22 protein-coding genes and 2 pseudogenes are annotated in these 24,051 nt (G+C 37.3%); 13 read left to right on the forward strand and 11 right to left on the reverse strand.

Annotated features, from left to right (window positions below):
- The first annotated feature begins 172 nt into the window (after positions 1-172).
- From SCALIN_RS14765 to SCALIN_RS14785, 5 genes and pseudogenes are all read left to right on the forward strand, one after another.
- Positions 173-490 carry a carboxymuconolactone decarboxylase family protein gene (locus SCALIN_RS14765; protein ID WP_096895231.1) on the forward strand — a complete coding sequence of 106 codons (318 nt, stop codon included), beginning with the start codon at positions 173-175 and terminating at the stop codon, positions 488-490.
- 272 nt (positions 491-762) lie between these two features.
- Positions 763-1,374: a hypothetical protein gene (locus tag SCALIN_RS14770; protein ID WP_096895232.1), complete on the forward strand. Its 612-nt coding sequence runs from the start codon at positions 763-765 to the stop codon at positions 1,372-1,374.
- A 349-nt stretch (positions 1,375-1,723) separates the two neighbouring features.
- Complete coding sequence (locus SCALIN_RS22840) at positions 1,724-2,044, forward strand: phage integrase N-terminal SAM-like domain-containing protein (protein ID WP_203415517.1); 321 nt, start codon at positions 1,724-1,726, stop codon at positions 2,042-2,044.
- A gap of 25 nt (positions 2,045-2,069) precedes the next feature.
- A pseudogene (locus SCALIN_RS22845) lies at positions 2,070-2,620 on the forward strand (tyrosine-type recombinase/integrase).
- Positions 2,617-3,735, forward strand: a complete 1,119-nt coding sequence (locus tag SCALIN_RS14785; RefSeq protein ID WP_096892569.1) for an IS91 family transposase — start codon at positions 2,617-2,619, stop codon at positions 3,733-3,735. The pseudogene SCALIN_RS22845 and the gene SCALIN_RS14785 overlap by 4 nt, the downstream one beginning before the upstream one ends.
- A 110-nt stretch (positions 3,736-3,845) precedes the next feature.
- Here SCALIN_RS14785 and SCALIN_RS22345 read toward each other — a convergent pair whose 3' ends face one another.
- On the reverse strand, positions 3,846-4,007 hold the full coding sequence (locus SCALIN_RS22345; RefSeq protein WP_162532141.1) for a hypothetical protein: 162 nt from the start codon (positions 4,005-4,007) through the stop codon (positions 3,846-3,848).
- A gap of 132 nt (positions 4,008-4,139) precedes the next feature.
- Between SCALIN_RS22345 and SCALIN_RS14790 the strand changes: the two genes are divergently transcribed.
- The 3 genes from SCALIN_RS14790 (at position 4,140) to SCALIN_RS14800 (ending at position 5,450) form a co-directional block, all read left to right on the forward strand.
- Positions 4,140-4,514 carry a class II SORL domain-containing protein gene (locus SCALIN_RS14790; protein WP_096895233.1) on the forward strand — a complete coding sequence of 125 codons (375 nt, stop codon included), beginning with the start codon at positions 4,140-4,142 and terminating at the stop codon, positions 4,512-4,514.
- A gap of 94 nt (positions 4,515-4,608) precedes the next feature.
- Positions 4,609-4,944: a c-type cytochrome gene (locus SCALIN_RS14795; protein WP_096895234.1), complete on the forward strand. Its 336-nt coding sequence runs from the start codon at positions 4,609-4,611 to the stop codon at positions 4,942-4,944.
- 155 nt (positions 4,945-5,099) lie between these two features.
- The gene (locus tag SCALIN_RS14800) at positions 5,100-5,450 is read left to right on the forward strand and encodes a c-type cytochrome (protein WP_096895235.1); all 351 of its coding nucleotides are present in this window, start codon (positions 5,100-5,102) and stop codon (positions 5,448-5,450) included.
- A 129-nt stretch (positions 5,451-5,579) separates the two neighbouring features.
- On the opposite strand, the gene SCALIN_RS14805 is transcribed toward SCALIN_RS14800, so the two are convergent.
- Positions 5,580-5,999 carry a secondary thiamine-phosphate synthase enzyme YjbQ gene (locus SCALIN_RS14805; protein ID WP_096895236.1) on the reverse strand — a complete coding sequence of 140 codons (420 nt, stop codon included), beginning with the start codon at positions 5,997-5,999 and terminating at the stop codon, positions 5,580-5,582.
- Between the two features lie 328 nt (positions 6,000-6,327).
- On the reverse strand, positions 6,328-8,616 hold the full coding sequence (locus SCALIN_RS14810; protein WP_261341034.1) for a DNA internalization-related competence protein ComEC/Rec2: 2,289 nt from the start codon (positions 8,614-8,616) through the stop codon (positions 6,328-6,330).
- On the opposite strand from SCALIN_RS14810, the gene SCALIN_RS22350 reads away from it, so the two are divergent.
- Positions 8,601-8,762 carry a hypothetical protein gene (locus SCALIN_RS22350; RefSeq protein ID WP_162532133.1) on the forward strand — a complete coding sequence of 54 codons (162 nt, stop codon included), beginning with the start codon at positions 8,601-8,603 and terminating at the stop codon, positions 8,760-8,762. The genes SCALIN_RS14810 and SCALIN_RS22350 overlap by 16 nt on opposite strands.
- A 110-nt stretch (positions 8,763-8,872) precedes the next feature.
- Here SCALIN_RS22350 and SCALIN_RS14815 read toward each other — a convergent pair whose 3' ends face one another.
- Both SCALIN_RS14815 and SCALIN_RS14825 read right to left on the reverse strand, forming a co-directional pair.
- The gene (locus SCALIN_RS14815; protein ID WP_096892569.1) at positions 8,873-9,991 is read right to left on the reverse strand and encodes an IS91 family transposase; all 1,119 of its coding nucleotides are present in this window, start codon (positions 9,989-9,991) and stop codon (positions 8,873-8,875) included.
- Positions 9,988-10,895, reverse strand: a pseudogene (locus tag SCALIN_RS14825) (tyrosine-type recombinase/integrase). The gene SCALIN_RS14815 and the pseudogene SCALIN_RS14825 overlap by 4 nt, the downstream one beginning before the upstream one ends.
- A gap of 967 nt (positions 10,896-11,862) precedes the next feature.
- Here SCALIN_RS14825 and SCALIN_RS14835 point away from each other — a divergent pair.
- The 4 genes from SCALIN_RS14835 (at position 11,863) to coaD (ending at position 16,411) form a co-directional block, all read left to right on the forward strand.
- Positions 11,863-12,984, forward strand: coding sequence for a DegT/DnrJ/EryC1/StrS family aminotransferase (locus SCALIN_RS14835; protein ID WP_096895592.1), 1,122 nt, complete (start codon positions 11,863-11,865; stop codon positions 12,982-12,984).
- A gap of 109 nt (positions 12,985-13,093) precedes the next feature.
- The gene (gene lptD / locus SCALIN_RS14840) at positions 13,094-15,346 is read left to right on the forward strand and encodes an LPS assembly protein LptD (protein WP_096895240.1); all 2,253 of its coding nucleotides are present in this window, start codon (positions 13,094-13,096) and stop codon (positions 15,344-15,346) included.
- Positions 15,347-15,444: 98 nt separating this feature from the next.
- Positions 15,445-15,906 carry a hypothetical protein gene (locus SCALIN_RS14845; protein WP_096895241.1) on the forward strand — a complete coding sequence of 154 codons (462 nt, stop codon included), beginning with the start codon at positions 15,445-15,447 and terminating at the stop codon, positions 15,904-15,906.
- Between the two features lie 22 nt (positions 15,907-15,928).
- The gene (gene coaD, locus SCALIN_RS14850; RefSeq protein WP_096895242.1) at positions 15,929-16,411 is read left to right on the forward strand and encodes a pantetheine-phosphate adenylyltransferase; all 483 of its coding nucleotides are present in this window, start codon (positions 15,929-15,931) and stop codon (positions 16,409-16,411) included.
- Between the two features lie 23 nt (positions 16,412-16,434).
- On the opposite strand, the gene SCALIN_RS14855 is transcribed toward coaD, so the two are convergent.
- The 6 genes from SCALIN_RS14855 to SCALIN_RS14890 form a co-directional block, all read right to left on the reverse strand.
- Positions 16,435-17,196 carry a class I SAM-dependent methyltransferase gene (locus SCALIN_RS14855; protein WP_096895243.1) on the reverse strand — a complete coding sequence of 254 codons (762 nt, stop codon included), beginning with the start codon at positions 17,194-17,196 and terminating at the stop codon, positions 16,435-16,437.
- A gap of 19 nt (positions 17,197-17,215) precedes the next feature.
- A complete protein-coding gene (locus tag SCALIN_RS14860; RefSeq protein ID WP_096895244.1) occupies positions 17,216-18,544 on the reverse strand; it encodes a glycosyltransferase in 1,329 nt (442 codons plus the stop codon).
- A 276-nt stretch (positions 18,545-18,820) separates the two neighbouring features.
- Positions 18,821-20,797, reverse strand: coding sequence for an asparagine synthase (glutamine-hydrolyzing) (gene asnB, locus SCALIN_RS14865; protein ID WP_096895245.1), 1,977 nt, complete (start codon positions 20,795-20,797; stop codon positions 18,821-18,823).
- Complete coding sequence (locus tag SCALIN_RS14870) at positions 20,797-21,180, reverse strand: toxin-antitoxin system TumE family protein (protein ID WP_096895246.1); 384 nt, start codon at positions 21,178-21,180, stop codon at positions 20,797-20,799. Before SCALIN_RS14870 ends, asnB begins: the two co-directional genes overlap by 1 nt.
- Positions 21,177-21,428: a hypothetical protein gene (locus SCALIN_RS14875; protein ID WP_096895247.1), complete on the reverse strand. Its 252-nt coding sequence runs from the start codon at positions 21,426-21,428 to the stop codon at positions 21,177-21,179. The genes SCALIN_RS14870 and SCALIN_RS14875 overlap by 4 nt, the downstream gene beginning before the upstream one ends.
- A 1,519-nt stretch (positions 21,429-22,947) precedes the next feature.
- On the reverse strand, positions 22,948-24,039 hold the full coding sequence (locus SCALIN_RS14890) for a glycosyltransferase family protein (RefSeq protein WP_096895250.1): 1,092 nt from the start codon (positions 24,037-24,039) through the stop codon (positions 22,948-22,950).
- Positions 24,040-24,051: the final 12 nt, after the last annotated feature.

Genomic DNA, 24,051 nt, shown 5'->3' on the forward strand with positions numbered 1-24,051 from the left:
CATTGTTTCTTATTTCAATGTTTTTCTATGTTATTTTTCATGAAAACAGGAATGCGAGTGGGAGGTTCGGCTGTTTGATTTTGCTACGAAGCAACCAGCTTGACTTAAATGAGATTTAAAACATAAAAATAGTCTTAAAAGGTAAATTTGAACTTTTACAGGAGGTTGAAAAATGTCTTACGAATTACCTGCACCGTTTAAGGAAATCGCAAGGGAGTACCCTGATGTTTGTGAGGCTTTCCAGAGCCTTGGGACGCAATGTCACAATGCGGGACCTTTAGACGAAAAAGAGAGAAAGCTTGCAAAGCTTGGTATAGCTATTGGTACCAATTCAGAGGGTGCGGTTCATTCTGCAGTAAGAAACGCGCTACAGGCGGAGTTATCAAAAGAAGAGATCATGCACGTTGGTATACTTGCCATTACAACGGTTGGTCTGCCCAATGCAATAGCTGCTATTACGTGGATTAAAGACTTACTTGACAAATCGTGAACAGGAGTGAGAACTCAGTCCGGCCTGTTTTCCCCGGACGTGCACAGGCATTTTCGAGATGATTCAGGAATTTCAGTCCCTCAAAAGTAGAATTTTTGCCAGAGGAGTGAGTCATGCGTTAAATATATTGTGTTTATTTACTCTTTTGCTTAATCGGGTGATTCCTCAGGGTTAACCTATCTAAGAGGCTTATATACATGACAATAACGCCCATGTACATAAGCCTTTTTTTATTCACACCTTTCCCTGCTTTCTTTGAGAAGTACTTTAAAATGTTCGGTTTATTGTATCAGGCGCTCGTTTTAAACTATGCGCTTGCTGTGTATAGTGTTTTCGTTACCTTATCAAGATATATGCAATATTCTGAAACAGATGCAATCGCGATCATTGAACGATTTAAAAAAAGACCAATCATTGATCTTGATACGTTATTTAATAGAGGAATAGTGCCCGTGTATAAAGATGTTGCCGGTGAAACCGCAGGTGCGATCCTTGCTTTGAATCCAGAAAACCCCTGGTGGTTAACATGGGTGATTAAAATTACGTTCAAAAGTACGTTGGGGAAATGGACTGGTAAAAAGTTTATTACTCCTTTTTATAAAGAGAAAAAAGGCTATGGTATTAATCTGTTTAACAGCAGAAATTTTCCTCAATATTTCAAGTTTGATACCTACATTAAAAATGCGTATGTTGACGGCAAACCTTCTCTTGCTTTAGATTACCGGCCGTATCATCTGTGCACCATAGGTCTGGTAGATGAGGTGAGAAAGATTAAAGATGGACAATGTTTAGGGCGAGCATATTATATATTTCCATGGAGAAGACAAGCGTGGTTTGTCGGGTACTTTGTTCTGTGTAACTTAGGCAAGGATTTCACGAGTTGAAACGAAAAAACAGACAAATTTGCCACAGATCTTCACAGATAAAGTGAGCATTTTGACATTAAAATTCTTTTGCATTAAATATAAATCATCTCCCAATCCGTTGACAAAATGGTAATTATCACATTTTTTCTTGAGTTTAGTAAGAAAAATTATATTGGAACCTATTCAAAAGAATTATTTGTTTTAATGTAAATAACAAAAACAATTATTATAGTTTAAAAAGCATTGTTGGGCGAGGCCGGTTTCGCGGAGAACAAAATCGGAAATTTATTATATGATGCAACCTCGCTCCCCCGACGGGAGGGTGAATCTAGAATTAAATATGAGGTTAGGGGTCTATGAAAGCCTTATGTCAATCCGATTTCTTGTAAAATTACCAAACCGGAAGAAGCACCTACGCTTGAAAGGACTCCGGAAAAAAACAAGCCAGGCTTATTGGCGTGCCATCCTACGGATCGGTGATAATTTTGACAAGCGAATACACCAGCTATCTAAACTGCACCTACTTGAGAATTTGTCCAATCTCCTCAATACCCATTCTTGGAGCGCAGTCAAATTAGACCTCTACGGACTAATTTTTTTCTACACTCATGTGCTTCATAAGGTTTGGGAGCAAGTAAATCTTATACAACCACCCATTGCGCCACGTTTGCCGGAATTGGGCCCCTAATAATGAAGCCCACCAACTTTTCCAGGTGACGAGAAAACTCAGTTACCGGGCCTTCTACTTTGTTCTTTACAGTCTTGGTCTCCGCCTGGGTGAAGGACTACGTCTTGAGGTTAGCGATGTCGATTCTCAGCGAATGCGGGTGCATATCCGCGATAGCAAAGGCAATAAAGACCGTTTCGTACCCCTGCCAAAGGTAACCCTGAATCTCTTACGCCGTTTTTGGCTTGTTCATCGCAATCCTGTCTTTCTATTTCCAGGCCGTCATGGTGGCTTGAAATCAGCCCACCTGGCAAAAACACCTCTGAATAGAAATGGCGTTCAGGCCACTCTGCGTAAGGTAGCCCGGGAGTGTGGAATTAAAAAAAAATTACACCACACAGTCTGCGACACAGCTACGCAACCCATCTGATTGAGGCGGGTGTTGATCTGCTTGAAGTACAAAAAATCCTCGGCCACCACAGTATTTTAACCACTGCCAAATATACCCACCTGACCTCTCATACAAATCGTAATGCCTTGCAATTAATTAATGATTTGATGAATGGTTTTTCCATAGAATGGGGGAATGTTATATGATATCTCTCTCCTCTATAATTGAGACCTTCATTGCTGACTTTATCACTCTTTATCATGGTTCGATCCTGCCAAGTCAATTCAAAGCCCTGGCAGCCATGAAGGATTGTCGCACTACGCAAAGCCGCGTCATGCTGGTCCAATGTAATGACTGTGAAAAACAGGTTTTTGTACCGCACTCCTGCGGTAACCGCAATTGTCCTCATTGTCAGAGTCATGAGTGTCAGCAGTGGTTGGAGCGTCAACTGAAAAAAGAAGTGCCTGCTGACTATTTTATGCTCACCTTTACTATACCCAAAGAGCTTCGATCATTAGCATGGCAGCATCAACGCTTGCTTTACTCGATAATGATACAGTGTTGTTGGGAAACCGTAAAAACCTTTGTCCAAAATGACAGCGTATTACAAGGAAACGCTGGAGCCATCACTGTTTTGCACACCCACTCTCGCTCTCTCGATTACCACCCGCATATCCATCTGGTAATGCCAGCCGGGGCCATCAATCAGAAGAAAAAGCTTTGGAGCTTCAAAAAAAGCGAAGGAAAGACGCGGTACCTTTTCAATCACAAAGCGCTGGCTAAAGTGTTTCGAGCAAAAATGCTCGATGCCGTGAACAAAGCGGCTCTTACGCTTCCAGTTAATTATCCCAAAACATGGGTCGTCGATTGCAAATTTGTCGGCAACGGTGAAAAGGCACTGGTCTATCTTGGTCGTTATCTCTACAAAGGGGTCATTCAAGAGAAAGATATTATTACGTGCAAAGATGGTCAGGTGACCTTTCGTTACCAGGATAGTAAGAGCAAAAAAATGCTCACAAGAACACTTCCCGGCCCGCAGTTTCTCAGGTTGATTCTCCAGCATGTTCTACCCAAAGGTTTCAGGCGAACACGGAACTTTGGTTTCCTCCACCCTAATAGCAAACGCTTGATTGCATTGCTTCAGTACCTTACCGGTATCAACCCGAATAAGTCGTCAGCCTGGTTCAGAGAGCGTCCAAAGCTTACGTGCAAATGCTGTGGAGGAATAATGAAGATCATAAAAACGATGATACCTCCATCACACAAATCCAGGTCTTTCCCCTACAAGTTAACAAAAGAGGAGGCTGTTCTGGTTATGTAATCGAATCCGCTATGCATCTAAGATTTGCAAAAACGGCATTATCGGGTCGAGATGGCCCCCGTTTGCCCAAATTTGAGGTAAAATGGCCGAAAAACCATGTTCTGTAGCTCCTAAAGCATGACGACAGCAATTGAAAAATCCACTTCTTTGGCTTCATAGCTTCTGCGGTAAAAAAGAGAAGTAATCTTCATAAGATATTTTCTTATACAATGTTTAGCACCCAAACAACGGGCTTGTCCAACAAACGGTTCAGATTGTGGTTCGTCCCTCACACAATTTAACATTCTTTGTTATGAATGGAGGGTTTAATAATGTATAATAGTAAACAGCAAACAACTGATTCATTAAAGTTTATCTGTTTTTTTAAATTTCAAGGAGTTATAATTCTTTTAGGGGTATAAAGAATGTCTAATGAAAAAGCACTTTTTTGTAAGCTAAACAAGCCGGAAGATGTAGAGACTGATTCAACGGTAGGGGAAAAACATGTGCCTGTTATCATGGTACCATCTGTTTTAAAAACTGGCGAGTTTTATGATGTGAAGATTACTGTCGGGGAAATTGAACACCCGAATGAGAATGAACATTTTATACAGTGGGTTGAATTTTATGTAGGTAATGTATATCTGGGAAGATTTGATTTTGCTCCGGTAATGACAAAGCCAGAGGTTACCATACCTATAAAACTGGGACATCAAGGAATTGATACAACATTAAGGGCGATAAGCCGTTGCAATTTACACGGTCTGTGGGAAGGTAAAGTCCAGGTAAAGACGGAATAATCAGGTTGCAGTGGTATCAAGTGATACCTTTATCTAACCCTGATTTAAATGAATATTTAAATCTATATTTCTAATAATTATTGGAGGAAAGAAAATGTTTAGAAGAATATTGGTTATAGTTTTCTTACAAGCTGCTATTGGATATTGTGTTTTGCCGGAAACATTTGCCGGTGATATTGATGGACAGGGTCTGTATACACGGTATTGTGTTTTATGTCATGGTGAAGACGGTACCGGTCAAACGGATTTAGGGGCTGGACTCGGCGCACGTGACTTCAATGAAAAAGCGTTCCAGGACGGTATAACAGACGAACAGATTGTAGAGCAGATTGCAAAGGGGACTGAAGACAAGATGATGCCATTTGAGGGTAAACTTACTCCAGAAGAGATGCATGCATTGGTACCCATCATAAGGGCATTTGGTAAATAGATCAGAGTATTTCTCAGGGAGTATTTTATTACTGCAGAGAGTTCAAGCAGGCTTGCATTTATGTCACCTTGTTCTCTCTGCAGTTTAATTTGTTTATGGGAATCGGGTATAGAAATGATAGTTACTATTTAATTAATTAATGAAGGTGCACAAAAATGAAAAAAAAAGTTCTTTATGGTGTTGTAGTCTTATTGTTTTTTTCTGTAATTCAATTTAACGCATCAGATACATTTGCCGGTAAAATAGATTATAAAAAAATATATAATAATGATTGTAAAAAATGCCACGAGAGGGATGGTAGAGGGACTAAGAGAGGTAAGAAATTGGGAGTCCCTGATTTTACCGATGGCGAGTGGCAGGATTCTGTGACAGACAATCAAATGATCGATTCTATAACTAACGGAAAGAAAAAAATGCCGGCACAAAAACATAAACTAAGCCCGGAAGATATTAAGGCTGTAGTGAAATATATAAGGTTCTTTGCCCCCAAAAAAAAGAGCTATTAAAAATATCTATATAGATGACTGCAGGTCATTTGGTCATCCACAGATTAACAATTACCTCTTGCTTGTCGAGTATATTTGTTTGCATAGATTTTAATATGTGTCTTTAATTAACGGCATAGCATTTAGGAACTACTTACCAAGCATTTGTACAACTATGTTACGCCTTCTCGGCCGGTTATCAAAATCTATTACTACTATCTGCTGCCATGTCCCCAGCAGGAGCCTGCCGCTATCAAAAGGCACAGTGAAGGAAGCGCCCAGCATGGCCGCCCGAACGTGGGCATAACCATTGCCATCTCCCCAGGCCGCATCATGATGATACGTAACCCCGGTAGGAGCAATTTTATCGTAAGCTTCAGGTAAATCTTTCAGCAAGCCGGGTTCGTATTCAATAGACGTAATTCCCGCCGTAGAACCTGAAACAAAAACAGTAAGATTGCCGCATTTGAGTTTTGAGTCCTTCAGGGCTTGTTCTAATTGAGGTGTAATATCTATTATATCTGTGTGTCCACGTGTAGATATTTCTACAGAATCAGTTATAACATTCATATTAATATCTGATATTGGGTAATGTTTTGTATTTGTAAATTAATAAAATTCAAATATTCATGCATATGATCAGCCTTGCTTTTACTGGGAACCCAGTATTGAAATCTTCCTAAAAAGGAGATAATAAGCTATTTAGTCAACTTTTCAAATCATGCAATTTATTCATTCTATACTAACTCATCAGAGAATACCAGGCTCTAATTCCCAGATCGAGGCCGATGACAGGTATCATGGATATGACGTAGAGTGACATTGAATTTTCTACACTTTAAACCAGGTAGCTATCGCAACGAAAAGTTTGGTTTCAATTCATGTCTGTTGTAAAGACCTATAGAAACGTTGAAACACTTATACCTTCTTTGCTTATTGTAAATGACACTGCTCCATTCTTATTCGTCTTATGTAAACATACTCCATACTTCTGATAATGCTCAATTGTGGAGGAAGAAATATCCCTCGCAATCCCGTTTATTATTCCATGCACAGGTTTCACTCTCTTGACCAAATCACTTGTATTCATTATAAAACCACCATGATGAGGGATTTGTATTATATCCGCAGATATATCTACATCAGAGTCGTCACCTCCTGACAAAAGCATTTCAATTCCTATTTTGCCGATATCACCACACAAGAGTACCTTGTTGCCCATATATTCAATTAGCAGTACATTTGAGGAATCATTTGCCGGTATGTTATCTACAAGAATGCCTCTCTTTCTTAATATATCCTTATCAGGGGGGTTGAGTACCTCAATATTTACAGGTTCGTATCCCTTAATTTCCAACTCATCCGCCAATAAGCCTGTCTTTATTCTCTTTTCTGTAAAAAGCTTTAACAACTCAACTTTATTCCCGGATTCCAGAAAAAATTTATTTACAAAAATATTGTCAACATTGAACCGGTTGATTATGGAGGGTATGCCATTGCAATGATCATCATCCTTATGAGATATAATAACTGTATCTATCTTTTTAATCCCCTCTTGCCAGAGAAAAGGCGCAACTACAAATTTACCGACATCATAATTTCCCCGTGTACCCGAGTCAAAAAGCATGTTTTTACCATTAGGAAATTGTAGAAAAAAAGATGCCCCATGCCTCACATCAAAACATGTTAGCTTCAAACAATCCTGACTCCGTCCGGGTAGACCCGAAAACACATAAATAGTTAAAATTGCCATGGTTGCAATTATCAAATGACTCAGCTTACTCTTGATCCTCTCTCTCAGTACAAAAAGCATGACTATCAGATAGTAGATTACAATCCATGACCACAAAGGTGTTGATGTATAGAAAAAGGGTTTAAAATTTATTGAAAAAAGGAGGACCAGATTCCGCAGTGCTAACTCAGAATATGAAACCAGATATGCAAATGGTATGGCAAGTACAGGAAATACCAACCCCATTATTAATACGATAAAACCACCTACCAGTATAATCCATACCATTGGAAAAATTATGATATTCAAGAAAATGTTTAGAGGGGTTACGATGTTGAAATAATATGCGATGAGTGGCATCACTGCAATCCAGGCTCCCAGGGATACGCAAAATGCTTTTCTACAATAGGCGGTTAATTGAAACCATAACTCGTTTCTTTCTTCCTTTGCCTGCAGCTTCTGTACAAGAAGGGTTGATTTCCAGAAAAATTTTTCTAACCGGTTTGACGTAAATATTATTCCAAGTACGGCGAGCACCGAAAGTTGAAAGCCGACGTTAAACAAGTCGGAAGGATTAATCAAAAGAATAATGAACACTGCCGCTGCAATACTATTTGGAAGGTCCCAACGCCTGTTAATAATAAAGGCGCCATAATACATAGCTACCATAATACCTGCTCGAACAATAGGAGGTTTCATTCCTGTAATGGCAGCATATAAAAAAACGATTAGTATGACAGTTATTGCCACGTATCTCGTATTAAACCTGAGAAACCTTAATAAAAAATGTAAAGAGATAACCAGAATACCCACATGTAATCCGCTGATTGCCAGGAAATGTATTGTTCCTGTCTTTAAGAAACCGTCCATAAGTTGTTCCGGTATTTTTTCACGATCACCCAGTAAAATACTACGGATGAGATGGACACTCTCTTTTTTCACCTGTGTTTCAATAACCGTTCTTAATCTCTTCTTCAGGCCATAGACAAATGTGTAGAACAAATTACCATGGCCACCTGATATAAACTCTATATTATTTAAACTGATAACATTCGCTATGGCCTCAATACGTGGGTTTTGCCTTCTAAGGTAATATTTATAGTTAAACTGGGCGGGGTTTCTAGATGTTGATGGTGTTGATATATTACCGATAAGTTCTATCTTGTCTCCATATTGTAAAACTTCCGAAAGATAACGCCTCTTGTTTACAGGAGTGCTTTCTTCTCGTTGAGTCAGATAGGTATTTATTTTGATTGTACCTGAGATTTTTCTCCACTTTCGTAACAATGTGTTGCTTTCAACATTGTCTGACGTACTCTCTATAGCCTCAGTTTTCAGCAGAAAAGTATACATCGTTTGACGTGGTTTCTTTGAAGGCAAAAGAGGATCTGGAAGAAATTTGTTAAGCGGTGGTGAGATAACGAATAAGGTTAGATTGTGTGAGGGACGAACCACAATCTGAACCGTTTGTTGGACAAGCCCGTTGTTTGGGTGCTAAACATTGTATAAGAAAATATCTTATGAAGATTGCTTCTCTTTTTTACCGCAGAAGCTATGAAGCCAAAGAAGTGGATTTTTCAATTGCTGTCGTCATGCTTTAGGAGCTACAGAACATGGTTTTTCGGCCATTTTACCTCAAATTTGGGCAAACGGGGGCCATCTCGACCCGATAATGCCGTTTTTGCAAATCTTAGATGCATAGCGGATTCGATTACATAACCAGAACAGCCTCCTCTTTTGTTAACTTGTAGGGGAAAGACCTGGATTTGTGTGATGGAGGTATCATCGTTTTTATGATCTTCATTATTCCTCCACAGCATTTGCACGTAAGCTTTGGACGCTCTCTGAACCAGGCTGACGACTTATTCGGGTTGATACCGGTAAGGTACTGAAGCAATGCAATCAAGCGTTTGCTATTAGGGTGGAGGAAACCAAAGTTCCGTGTTCGCCTGAAACCTTTGGGTAGAACATGCTGGAGAATCAACCTGAGAAACTGCGGGCCGGGAAGTGTTCTTGTGAGCATTTTTTTGCTCTTACTATCCTGGTAACGAAAGGTCACCTGACCATCTTTGCACGTAATAATATCTTTCTCTTGAATGACCCCTTTGTAGAGATAACGACCAAGATAGACCAGTGCCTTTTCACCGTTGCCGACAAATTTGCAATCGACGACCCATGTTTTGGGATAATTAACTGGAAGCGTAAGAGCCGCTTTGTTCACGGCATCGAGCATTTTTGCTCGAAACACTTTAGCCAGCGCTTTGTGATTGAAAAGGTACCGCGTCTTTCCTTCGCTTTTTTTGAAGCTCCAAAGCTTTTTCTTCTGATTGATGGCCCCGGCTGGCATTACCAGATGGATATGCGGGTGGTAATCGAGAGAGCGAGAGTGGGTGTGCAAAACAGTGATGGCTCCAGCGTTTCCTTGTAATACGCTGTCATTTTGGACAAAGGTTTTTACGGTTTCCCAACAACACTGTATCATTATCGAGTAAAGCAAGCGTTGATGCTGCCATGCTAATGATCGAAGCTCTTTGGGTATAGTAAAGGTGAGCATAAAATAGTCAGCAGGCACTTCTTTTTTCAGTTGACGCTCCAACCACTGCTGACACTCATGACTCTGACAATGAGGACAATTGCGGTTACCGCAGGAGTGCGGTACAAAAACCTGTTTTTCACAGTCATTACATTGGACCAGCATGACGCGGCTTTGCGTAGTGCGACAATCCTTCATGGCTGCCAGGGCTTTGAATTGACTTGGCAGGATCGAACCATGATAAAGAGTGATAAAGTCAGCAATGAAGGTCTCAATTATAGAGGAGAGAGATATCATATAACATTCCCCCATTCTATGGAAAAACCATTCATCAAATCATTAATTAATTGCAAGGCATTACGATTTGTATGAGAGGTCAGGTGGGTATATTTGGCAGTGGTTAAAATACTGTGGTGGCCGAGGATTTTTTGTACTTCAAGCAGATCAACACCCGCCTCAATCAGATGGGTTGCGTAGCTGTGTCGCAGACTGTGTGGTGTAATTTTTTTTTAATTCCACACTCCCGGGCTACCTTACGCAGAGTGGCCTGAACGCCATTTCTATTCAGAGGTGTTTTTGCCAGGTGGGCTGATTTCAAGCCACCATGACGGCCTGGAAATAGAAAGACAGGATTGCGATGAACAAGCCAAAAACGGCGTAAGAGATTCACGGTTACCTTTGGCAGGGGTACGAAACGGTCTTTATTGCCTTTGCTATCGCGGATATGCACCCGCATTCGCTGAGAATCGACATCGCTAACCTCAAGACGTAGTCCTTCACCCAGGCGGAGACCAAGACTGTAAAGAACAAAGTAGAAGGCCCGGTAACTGAGTTTTCTCGTCACCTGGAAAAGTTGGTGGGCTTCATTAATGGTGACAATATCGGGCAAACGTTGCGTTTTGGGTGGTTTAATAAGATTTACTTGCTCCCAACGCTTATGAAGCACATGAGTGTAGAAAAACTTTAGTCCGTAGAGGTCTAATTTGACTGCGCTCCATGAATGGGTATTGAGGAGATTGGAAAAATAGTCAAGTAGTTGCTGTTCAGATAGATCGTGTATCTGATTGTCAAAATAATCACCGATCCGTCGGATGGCACGTGAATAAGCCTCGATTGTTTTTGGCCGGAGTCCTTTCAAGCGTAGGTGCTTTAGATGCGTTTGGTAATTTTTGTTGAAATCGGATTGAGATAATGTTTTCATAGACCTGTAACCTCCTATTTGTTAATAGATTCACCCTCCCGTTGAGGGTGTGAGGTTACATTATATAATAAATTTCCGATTTTGTTCTCCGCGATAGCGGCTTCGTCCAACTATACCTCTCAGGTGTATGGGGATTTTTTCAGATTTAGTGAAATTTGATATATTGTTGACTGGATGAGAATAATATCTAATATGATGATATGCAATACCTGTCAAAAATATAAGAATAAGAAGAGCTAAAACTCTCCAATTTCTCAGTGTTAAAATTCCGGTTGGATAAGTGTCATTTGGAAAAGAGTGAAATATGGAGCAGATAACGTACGCACTAATAATAAACGCTGCGGCAGAAAAAACAAGAATAAACGGAATATTTGTTAGATTATTTGTGTATATGCCGATAGCGAATACTATTACGATTCCGACAAGAGGACGATGTGTCATTCTGTGCTGAAATTTGATAAAAGTTATGTAAGCTCTTATTTAAAGAGGGATCAGGACTATTTCCAGAAAAGAATCACTTGTAAAATAATTTACAAATAGTATAATGCTAAGGACTTAAAAGGATTTGATAAAAAGAGTGGGACATACTTAAGGTTTAGATGACAGGGCGCAGAATTCAACTTGTCAAGTCCTAACGGGTAAAATAGTATCATAATATCAGGGTACATACAAACATGTAATTTTATTATTAAATTTCGGGGAAGATTTTTATGGCAAATGGTTTTGAAGGAAAGAAGAAACACAGGCTTAATAGAAAAAAATATATCTTAAAAAGACGTGCTAGAAGAAGAAAGAAATAGAAGCTTTACTATAAGTTTTATATCGTAGCTCTTCAACCTATACATGTGTTCGTCTGTTGAACAGATGTGGCTATGGTTGCTTTCGTTTATTGAATGTAATCAGCAAGGGATGAGAGCAGCTATAAGTATTTATTATATAAAAGGATAATATGAGTTCTGCTGTAAGTATGAAAACAAAAACAAAAGTTCCCTTGATTGACTTAAAACGCCAATATAATGGTATAAAAGAGGAAATTAACATTGCAATACAGGATGTCCTTGAAAGTCAGGCATTCATATTAGGCCCTCAGGTTACAGAGTTTGAGGGTCTTTTTGCTTCACACTGTAATACGAAACATGCTGTAGGTGTCTCTTCCGGAACAGATGCGTTGATTCTTGCGCTCAAATCGTTAGGAGTTGGTGATGGTGACGAAGTCATTACAACACCTTTTACGTTTTTTGCTACTGTTGAATCTATTTGTAATGTTGGCGCTAAACCTGTTTTTGCTGATATTGATCATGAGACATTCAACATTAGGCCGGATTTAATAGAAAAAAGTATAAGTAATAAAACTAAAGCCATTATCCCCGTCCATCTGTACGGACAATGCTCAGATATGGACCAGATTCTTGAAATAGCAAAGAAACATGATTTAAGGGTCATAGAGGATTCAGCTCAATCAGTTGGAGCAGAATATAAAGGCAGGAAAGCAGGCTCAATGGGAGATCTGGGATGTTTTTCTTTTTTTCCAAGTAAAAATCTCGGTGGGATGGGTGACGGCGGGATGGTGACATGTAACAGTAAAAAACTTGAAGAATTAATTCAGATGTTGAGGATTCATGGCGGTAAACCAAAGAATTATCATGCTGCCTTAGGAATTAATGGGAGGCTAGACACATTACAAGCGTCCATTCTCATCAAGAAACTGGGACATCTGGATCATTGGTGTGAAGAACGGAGGCAAAAAGCGTCGTATTACACCGAAAAGATGAAAGGGCTTGATTTGGTAACTCCAAAGGTAATGGACTTCAACAAGCATGTTTTTCATCTATATGTTATCAGAGTAAAAGAGCGGGACAGACTTATGGCGCATTTAAAAACAAATAATATAGATTGTGCAGTGTATTATCCGGTCCCTCAACATTTACAAAAATGCCTGGCAGACCTGGGCTACAAACCGGGTGACATGCCTGAAACAGAAATGGCGGCGAAGGAGACTTTGGCGCTTCCAATTTTTCCGGAATTAACACAGAAAGAACAGGATTACGTTATAGAGACGGTCGAAGATTTTTTTTGCACATCTAAATAATTCTATTTTTTTTCTATTATTTCTTCTTTTTACTCCTTCATGTGCATTGGCCTTTACCATGGTAATAGTAGAAAGCTATTTTAAATAAAAATTATTCGTTAGGTCTTGTATGAGATTATCGTTATCAACCATATTCGTTGTATTACTAATTGTACTCTGCAACAGAAATATAACGCAGGGAGCACGAATTAAAAAAAACATTTCTCACTATCCCATACATATATCTGCTGACAGTATTTCAACTTGGCAAAATAATGAAATTAGAGTCTTCCAGGCAGGTGGGAATGCAGAAATCGAGCAAGGAGAAGCCCGTATTATTGCGGATAATGTAATAATCTGGTTTAAAGAGATCAAAACAGGACAACTTGTAGAAGGGAATATCGAGATTTATTGTAGTGGTAATGTAACACTCTTTCAGGAAGAGAATATTCAAGATTTTAAAGAAACATATCTGGAGCTAGTTACTACTGCCGGAATATCGGTCAAACCTATACTTGCACGTAATCAAGTAAAAAGCTTTGAGGATGAACAAAGATCCGAATTATATGTACAAGCGGAAAAGTTCAGGGCTAAAGAAAATGGCGAACCATATAAAGATGAAACTGCTACAGGCACTACAGAGGCAGGTGAGTTGGTAGATATATTAGCAGACGATATTGATACATGGTTGGAAAATGATGTTCGCGTAATCGTCGCAGTAGGGAACGTTAGAATTAAAAAAGGAGAAGAAACATTAAATGCTGATAACGTAATCTTATACTTTGATCAGGAAAAGAGTGAACAAGATAAGCCGGCAAAGCAGGTATATAAAGAAGTATATGCTGAGGGTAATGTGACCCTGAGACGTAAAGATGATTTAATCGTAGCAGAAAAAATCTTTGAGAATATCAAGGAAGAAAAAGGCCTTTTTGTCAATAGCACAATCAGTAGTGTTCTAAAACCTCCTACCGTCAGAATACAGAAACCTGTTTTTATGAGTGGTGAAGAGATAAAGAACACAAAAGGAAATTATGAGATAAATAATGGAGATTTTTCTCTTTGTGGTTTCGGGCATCCTCACTATCGATTTAAATATTCAAAGTTAAGAATAATTAAAACGGGTGAAAAGTCAGTTCTGACCGCCAAAAATAACGTATTTAAGATTGGAAAGGTCCCAATTCTTTATTTCCCTTATTTGAACTTTAATTTAAAAAGGAGTCCAAAGAGACTCCAGGAATGGAACACTGGAAAAACGACAAGATTTGGGAGGTTCTTTACAACCGATTGGGATCTATACGGTTTTGGTTTTGGTGAAAAACTGAGCGAATGGAGTGATTTAACATTAAGCGCAGATTTTCTGGAACTGAGAGGACCGGCGGCTGGTTTGGATTTTCAGTACAAAAAGCCCAATTATTATGGATACGCCAACACATATTACATAAATGATGATGAAGAACTTGACATCAATGATGTCCCTGTCGATTCCAAGAACAGAGGGCATTTTTTATGGAGGCACAGACAAAAGTTATTAAATAATTGGGTAGCAGATATAGAAATATCACATGTTGGTGACAGAAGCTACTTTAGAGAATATTTCCAACCGGAATTCAAAATACAAAAGGACAGGACTACTTTATTATATTTGAAGAATATTTCAGGTAATAGAGGAACTACATTCCTGGCAGAACATCAATTACGGACATACGACACTCTGGTAGACTCAGTAAGACTTAGCAGGAAAAACGAATCATTTCCCGAATTAAAATACAGAATTATTGGAGAGCCTTTCAGGGACGGCAGACTAAACTTCACTTCTGAAACTGAGTTGGTATATCAAAACAGGGTGTTTGATAGAATTACACCTTTGAAAGCTGAAACTAATTTTCTGGGTCGTGGAGAATGGTTGACAGCGGAAAGAGTTTTTGACAGATCACCAGCGCGACTTGATCCGGAAGAAACTGTCAGGTTTGATACCTTCAATATGCTAAATGCTCCTTTTGGATTTATGGGTCAAAGATTTAATCCATTCATAGGGTTCCGACTCACCGGTTATAGTGAAAGTGTGAAGGTGAATCCTGTTACCCTTAGTAATGAAGGCAGCGGTTCACCGCGAGGAAGAGTAGCAATTCCTATTGGCTTTAATACCAGCACAACACTCTCGCGGACATATAGTGTATATAATAAATTATTAAATATAAACAGGTTGAGACATATCATGGTACCGGAATTAATGTTTAATTTCATGCCGATAGTAACTCAGGATCCGGAAGACTTAAATCAGTTTGATGGAATAGATGCGCTTGATACATATCAATCAGTCAAATTTGGCTTACGTAATAGACTCCAGACAAAACGAGGAGAACCGGGAAAAAGAAAACGGTAGATATTATTGACTTAGACACAGAATTAAATCTTTTCCCCGGTAGTGCAGGTCTTAACAGGCAACGGGATGATTACATAGGATGGAATTATAAGATAAGATTGACCGACAAAATCTCTATCCTTTCAGACGGAAATGAATTCAACTTGAGAAAAGGAGGAGTGGATATTTTTAATTTTAACCTTCTATACACAAATTCTCCAAGATGGCATTTCTCAATTGGGAACAGGTTTATTGATAATATCAGCTCAACAGTCCTCTTCTCATCAACATTGTCATTAAGTGAAAAATGGAGCGTAAACTTTACCGAGCAATTTGCTTTCAGGACTGAAGAAAAAGACGCTATAGGCAGAGGTAATGATTTTGATCAAGAAAGCTTATACAGCTCCGCTTCAATCACAAGATATTTTCATGATTGGATAGCGACGATGAGTCTTAATCAGATTGGTACCAGAGATGATGATAATATTGTCAGGTTTAGTATTCTACCTCGCGGATTAGGCGCCACAACATCCCGTTTGAGGTCCCTGGGTACTTTGGTGCCACAACAGCAGCAGCAATAGTTAACCCTTTTTAATTCATATCATGAAAAAAGCAGTTTATCCTGGCACTTTCGACCCTGTTACTTATGGTCATATCGATGTAATCAAACGTGGCAGTAAAATCTTTGATGAACTTATCGTCGCGGTTGGTCACAACCCATTTAAGAATCCCATATTCTCAGTTCAAGAACGAATGGATATGCTTTCAAATAATACCAAAGAAATGCAAAATACCAGAATAGATTATTTTGATGGAATGCTGACTGACTACATGAAGGAAGTGGAAACGAATATAATATTAAGGGGTGTCAGGACAGTATCGGACTTTGAGCATGAATTCCAAAGAGCCCTTACAAATCGTGTATTAAGTGCGGATATGGAAACAGTGTTCATAATGACGAGCCAGGAATATTCATTTTTAAATTCCAGTCTCATAAAAGAAGTCGTAAGCCTGGGAGGTGATATTTCTAAGTTTGTACCTTCTGATGTAGAGAAGCTACTCCGTCAAAACTTTATTTCTTCATAGAATACTATATTAATGGGAAGTATTTATTTACGGACTACAAAAACATAGTTTTGACACAAAATAGAAAAAAGAAAAGAGAGAAAGATATCCATTGTATTCCAGGATAATGCCATAATTTTAGAATTACTTAGAAAAGTTGGAACTCTACCCCAAAAGTTACGTGGCAAAAACCCGTAACGTTTTATATATATCAGATTAAGCTGAGCATTATTTAGCAATTTAGATATCTTACTTGAAGTGTAACGGTATCGATGGTGATGCTTTTTAGGCAAAAACCTTGATACCATTTCTACTAAACTATAACGGTTAGGAAGGTGGTAACAAATAAAAACACCACCAGGTTTCAATACTCTTAATATCTCATTCAAACTCTTTTCTTCATCTCCTCCAATTTCTCTTACGTGTTCTAAGACACCAATAGAGGCTACTGCATCAAAAGAGCAATCCTTAAAGGGTAAGTTCGTAGGATCACCGGTGCTTCCTTGTACAAAACGGTATTGTTCATCAGCAAGTTCCACCCCTTTAGGAAACATGTTCAGCGAGTAACCAAAGGTTTTATAGCCAGCCTTCACTAAAAAAAATGAAAAGTGTCCATTTCCGACACCCCAATCAAGCACTTTAACACCAGTCGGAACATATTTGTGGAACACGCGGTACAATAATCTATATTGATATGCTCCAACTAAACTTAGAAACTGTAGGAGCGTACCTTCCGGATACTTTGTTGCAAACCATACAAGTTTATTCAGGATAGAAATTTCTTTTTTGTTATTAGAAGTAATCATATGAGGAAAACATAATGTCTTAATTAAATGCTTCTTCTATTACGTCAACCAGTTTTTTTGTCAACACCCTCATCTCGTACTTTTCAAATACATTATTATTTTCTTCAAATTTTAATTTATTGTCTTTCCATTTCTCATAAAAATCGAGGATACTGTCTTTGATCCCATCTATATCCCTGGGATCAACAGTTATTCCCAGCCTATCTTTGACTATCAAGTCTTTCGCTTCTCCTTCAGGAACTAACGCTAGAATGGGTTTTCTTGCACCTATGTATTCAAATAATTTGCCGGTAAGTACAGATTTTGAACGCTCACACGTATAGATTACGAGTAGTAACAAATCTGCTTCGGCCTGATATTGAAGGCTTTTGTCGTGAGAAACATGACCCTTCAGCTCAACAACATTCTCCAGGCCCATCTCTTTTACAAATGTTTCATTGTTTTTTCCAAAATCACCAACAAAGTATACTCTTATAATGCTAGAAACGTTCTTTTCTTTAAACAATTTGGACAACCCCTGCAAAAAATAATATGGGCTTTGGTCTATATCTGATGGTGGAACATTATCATTAAAGGTACCGGTAAAAGTTATTAATAATTTATCATCTACTCTTTTTTTTAATCTGGAATGATTGAAGTCGTCATGATCATAACCGTTAGTAATGGTAATAAATTTCTCTTTTTCTATCCACGGATATCTATCTATATAGTCTTTTCGCATAGTGTTAGTTGCAAATATAGCCTTACTGGCCTGTCTTAAGACTACGCCTTCCCATAACCGATGGAGCCAATTATCCCAAAGCTTTCTTGGATTTAATGTCCATGCGTCTCTGAAGTCGAGTATTAAAGGAACTCCTCCTAACATACTCAAAAAATTACCAACCAAAAAGGCAGACCAGGGATAACCGGATACATATATGATAGATATATCCTCTTTTGCTAAAAGACGTAAACCTTTAATAAATGTACTTGGCGCCCAGGAATTCTTTTCATCCGGAAACCAGAGAGTATTGTAAAGTAGTTTTCTCAGCTTTAATATTTTTTTTGTAAATAGTGCTTTTTTACTTGTTTTGTTGGTACCTTTTTTGGTTTTACGATTCAAGAATTTTACAACTCTGGCAATCGTACCTATTTCCCTGGTCCTGATAACTTCAACTTCGTCCGGAATCTTATTTATTAAGGAAGGATCATTTGGGTGAAAATGATCGTATCCATCTCGAACTGTCAGCACTAATGGATGCCATCCATATTTCGGAAGATATTTAACAAACTTTATCGTTCTTTGTACAGGCACTCCTCCAAATGGTGGAAAGTAGTAAGCGATCATCAGTATTTTCTTTTGTTTCATAATTATTTATTAATACTAATCACAAAAGGTAAGACGGCCATCAACATTTTCTAATAAACAGGCCCGAATGCCAGTTGAAAATATATTGATATTTCTTATTTTGGTTTAAGCATTTATTACATGTTTAGCATTCCACGTCGGCAACGACTCATCGAACACAATTGCAATACCAATTAAATATTGGATTTCTAGCTGTTAATTCTTGTATACGGTTATTCTAATTCTTCCATGTTTTATTATTAAAATCCGAAATTTGCAACCTGAAACCCACATTAATCATAGTCCGAACACCTTCTTCCAAACAGCAAAATTTATAAGTCTCCAAATAATGGTTATGCCACATTTTACCTGACTATTTATAAGTAAATCCCAGTCCTTTAATAGTTTCTTAGTATTAATAAACTCTTCCAACTCAGGCGTGAAATAATCTTTCAATTCATCTTTCATTTCATTAAGCCATCTAAATTCAGGTGTAGCAAAACCTACTTTATCTTTCCTTAATCTAATTTCTTCCGGTATTACCCCTCTTATAGACTCTCTTAAAATATACTTACTCCAACCATTATGTATCTTATAAACAGAAGGTATCTGAAAAACATATTCAATGAGTTCTATATCATCCGCAAAAGGTGTTCTTGCCTCTATTGAGAATCTCATAGAATTTCTATCTTCATACCTCAGCAGAGATTTAAGACTTTGCCTATTTATGTGCTTATATAACATATGGTTCAATGACGTATCTGCTTTATCTTTTAGCAATTCTAATCTTTCACTGTTTTCATCCCAAAAACCAGCATTCAAATAGTTAAACTCCTTGATATTAGCCTTAAAAAGATATTTTTTAATGGGAGAAGGAAAATACCTTGCGCTATACAACTTTACAAGGGATGTAAGTAAAAATCTCATATTTATTGGAGAATTATCAAGATTTTTCAATTCTTTTACAAACGTACCAATATTTACATTTTTCAATATCTCCGCAAAAAATGTTCTATAATACGCCTGGTACCCCGCAAAAAGCTCGTCTGCTCCCTGTCCATCCAACAATACCTTTATATTAGATTCCTTTGCAAGCTTCATGACTCTATATTGAGCATATATACTTGTAGAACCAAACGGTATATCCTGTGTGTAAACCAGATCTTCTAAATCTTCAAGGAAATCCTTAGAATCAGGGAATGTCCGATACCAGGAAGTTTTTGTACTTTCAGCTACTAACTGCGCCCATTTACTTTCGTCTACTGATTTGTCATTCTCATAACAGGCGGTAAACACGCTTTGCCTTTCACCTATTTGAGCAATACTCTCCTTTCCAAGAATTTCGTTTACTATACATACTATCGCAGAACTATCAATACCACCACTCAAACATGAGCCTACAGGTACATCCGAACGAAGTCTTAATGATACGGCGTTTAATATACGTTCTTTGATTTTTTCTGTAAAATGTTTCAAATTACTTTTATCAAATCGTTGCCAACTTTCTGAATATTCTAAGCTATAGTATTGCCATTTTTTAAAAGCGTTTGTTGATAAACAATAATGAAATGCATGAGAAGGCTGAAGCTCATAAATATTCTTAAAAAATCCTTCCTCATCATTTTCCTGCCAGTTAAACACAAAATAATCAAATACCGCATTTGAATTAATACCTGTTTTAAACATAGGTATACTTTTTAATGATTTTATTTCTGAAGCAAAAGCAAAGAAATTTGAATCTAAATAATAATATAGAGGCTTTACACCTGTCCTGTCTCTTGCACCAAATAACCCATTCTTTCTTTTGTCATAAATAACAAATGACCACATCCCATTTAATTTACTCAGACAGTTTTCTCCCCACTCTTCATATGCAGCTAAAAGAACCTCCGTATCTGTATTTGTGAAGAAGTCATATCCTAAAGCCTTTAATTCTTCTCTTAATTCTACATAATTATAAATTTCACCGTTATGAATTATCCAGAGATTTTTATCCCTGTTGCTCATCGGTTGATGTCCAAGCGAAGAGAGATCAAGTATGGACAGCCTTCTATGTCCAAGAAACATGTTTACCTCCTTGTCAAAAACTTCAATCCTTGAATGATCCACTTTACTATCAGGTCCAGCTAGAGCATAACCTTCTTTTGCATTAGTATTTATCGCCAAAAAACCCTCATCATCCGGACCTCTATGCTTGAGTGCATTGTTCATCCTTACTATCCACTCAGGTTTAACCCTCTGTTTACTACAATATATTCCAGTTATTCCACACATTAAGGTATTATCCCTCTAATTATATGTCGATGGATTTCAGTTATAAGATTTTTAATACTTGGCATTTCGGATTCTTTCATTCCTGAAAGAATGTGTTTGTGATGAGGAAATGTGCTAATATTTGGATAATGAGGCGCATTATCATACCGAAATATCAAGTTGTTTTTGGAATCCATATAATGGTATCGGTAGTTAATAATAGGGTTACTTTCTCTGAAGTGAATATGCTGAAAAAAATTCAAAAGAGAATTATCTATAAACTTAACTTTCGCTTTAATATAGGCAGAATTGGGACTTGTATGAACCCTTTGGATATCAGAAAAAAATACTAAAGAATTATCTTTTATTACTCTATCTATTTCATCCAAATGTGTCTCTATCATTTTATCAACTCTTTTAAGCACTCCTTAGTTTTTTTCCATTCCCTAATTCCATCAATTAAGGCTTTCCACTCAAAAAAGTCTTCTTCATCACCCATTTCCCCTTTCTGGAATAGATTATGAAATTCATTTGAAGATAAATTGTATTTTTCTTCAAAAAACTTACATTTGTTTTTTAATTCATGATCAGCTAAATCACAGATTTTCTCTTCTCTTTTAATCGAAGAAATTAAGCTTCCTTTTGTAGCCATAATATAATCTCCTTTTTTGAAAAATCGTTACTATTTATTCCCAAATGAACATGGGTTTGTATGAATAAAAAAATCCTTCTTCACCCACGATGTGCAGGTAGGTTTTCTCTTTTTCATCACACGCTCTAGTAGTATACCACCTATATTCGACTGATTCACCATTTAACTTAATGTGCATCAGTAACATAAACTACAGGATCATTCTCTGTAAAATGAACCTCTCTTCTTATTGCTTCTACAAGCTCATACCTGCATCCTTGACTGAAGTACCATTTGTCCAAATTTCTTCAAAATTGGAAATTTCAAAATACAATTTACCATCATTTATTTTGGTTCTCCTCCCGGTCAGTTTGCATTGCAAAAACTTGCTTATTATTTATTGTAAGTTGTGTATTAAACATAAATAGTATGAGTACAAAGACCCAATTTTGCATTAATCTTTAATTGTTCTATAAAGATTTATTAATTTCTTAGAGTCATTCTTCCAACATAACTCATTTTTAGCATTTTTTATGTTGTCTTTTAAGGAAAGATAGTAATCCCGGTCTTCGAGCAAGGCCCTTATTGCTTTTACAGATTCCCTTTCATTGTCTGAGTCTACTGCATACCCACTTTATATTTTTCTACAATTTTTCTCATTTCTACAAATCCTTTATCTATTACTATCGATAATCCGGCCGCCATCGCCTCAAATAATTTATTGGGCATAGAATACTTATAAGAAAGCGGCTTAGGTTTAACTAAATAGATTTCAATGTCTGCACCGCTTAGATACTCCAAGATCTCATTGTATTTTACCTAACCCGAACAAAATACAATTCTGTTTCTCTCCCCAAGTTTATCGCTCAAGTTAATCAGATAAATTTGATAGTCTTTATCAATCTTACCCATCAAGACCAACATAACATTTAAATCTCCTGGGATTGATAAAATATTTATTATCCTCTTAATTTTGCGATCTTCAGATATTGCACCGTGAAATATACTAAAATCGATTTGGTTTTTGACTTCTTAAAAAACCAGATCTTAGTTGCAGTTATGCTCGGGCAAAATTGTTTTTGGATTATTGCCGAAAACAATTTTGAGATGAGTCTATCATCAGTTTTTTGCCATCTTTTATTGTCAGAAGCTCTTGAAGCTTTTCTGAATACGGAACGTTTTCAAATGAAATTGTATTCCTTAAGACCAAAGGGCGATTAGCAAGTTTATAGTCATTTTTGAGCAGATCAGCTATACATTCAGAAACCGTAATTACTGACTTGCATTTTGATATAAAGAGTCTCTCAAAAAATATCCTAGCGCTATTGGTAACATAACATTTCAATATTTTCAGGAAATAATTCTTAGAGGGGCTGTAGGTTAAAAATAATTCCCCTCAACCTTTTTATTTACTCCAGAAGGGAAAATTGCAGGAACGAATCCTATGAAGTTTCGTTTAATTATTAGTAATCTAATGATATCCTCTGCCATATTGTCAATTAAAGTTGTTCAATTTTCTATTATACTATTGCCAATTTTTTTAACACAATGGATCATCCTCATAAACATCCTTCATCCTACTTGCGATCTTTATGGGATCATGCCACTTTTCAACGTAAGCTCTACTTTTTTCTCCAATCATTGGTAAAGAATTTCTATCTTCTATAGTTTCTTTAAGTACTTCGTAAAGATTATCAGGATTAGCTTTAATTATTGGCATCTCTTCCTTCATCTCTTTTGGTATAAATTTTAAATCTTCCTCTCTAATGTAACAAATAACAGGTTTACCCATAGCCATTACCTCAACTGAAAAACCTCCATACCAACCAATTAGCAACTGATCAACAACCAAATCTGCTTCCTTATAAATCTCAAGTGCTTTATTATTTGGGATTCTTTCTATAAGTATAACTTCAACATCATTATGTTCAGATTCTATACGTTTGAGAACAGGCAGTATATATTTTGTACCCTTAGCGCCTCTATCTGAAGGTGCATGTAATATTTTTATTCTATTGCCCTTGTTTTTTTTAGTCGGTGACAAAAGTAGATTGTGAAAATCTATAATCGTATATGGAATAAACTCGGCATTTGGCAATACATGCAACAAGTCGGGATTTACAGAAAAAACCTTATCAGCATACTTGGAAATTTTTTCTATCCTTTTTCTCTTAATAAAGTCAGATTTGTCATTACAGAAACCACCGTAACAAGTGCTTTCAGCACAGGCATTAATATTGAAATTATATTTACTGTAACTCTTCTGCCTGGCATCACAACCATTAAAAGTAACTACAACCTTCTTCCCAATTTTCCTATAAATTGGAAGATCAACATCATATAATCCTAATCTATCGAATTGTAAAAATGAGCGACCAAAGTTAAAATGAAAAATATCATAAGTACATAAAGCTTTAAAAAAAAATGATGCAACCCTGTAGTACTGTGTTAGTAATTTGTACTGTTCGATGTGTAGGTTAATGTCATAAGGATAATTAGGCCATGAATCTTTAAAATAAACTACTGTGCTATCTAAACCAATTGCCCGTTCTCCCTGAGCCAGACCATATGGATTCCCTCCTACGCTCGTCGGGGCGTGTAATATTTTATATTTTTTTTTGCTGTTTGCCATTGTAAACTGTCC

The sequence above is a fragment of the Candidatus Scalindua japonica genome (assembly GCF_002443295.1).
Classification (GTDB): domain Bacteria; phylum Planctomycetota; class Brocadiia; order Brocadiales; family Scalinduaceae; genus Scalindua; species Scalindua japonica.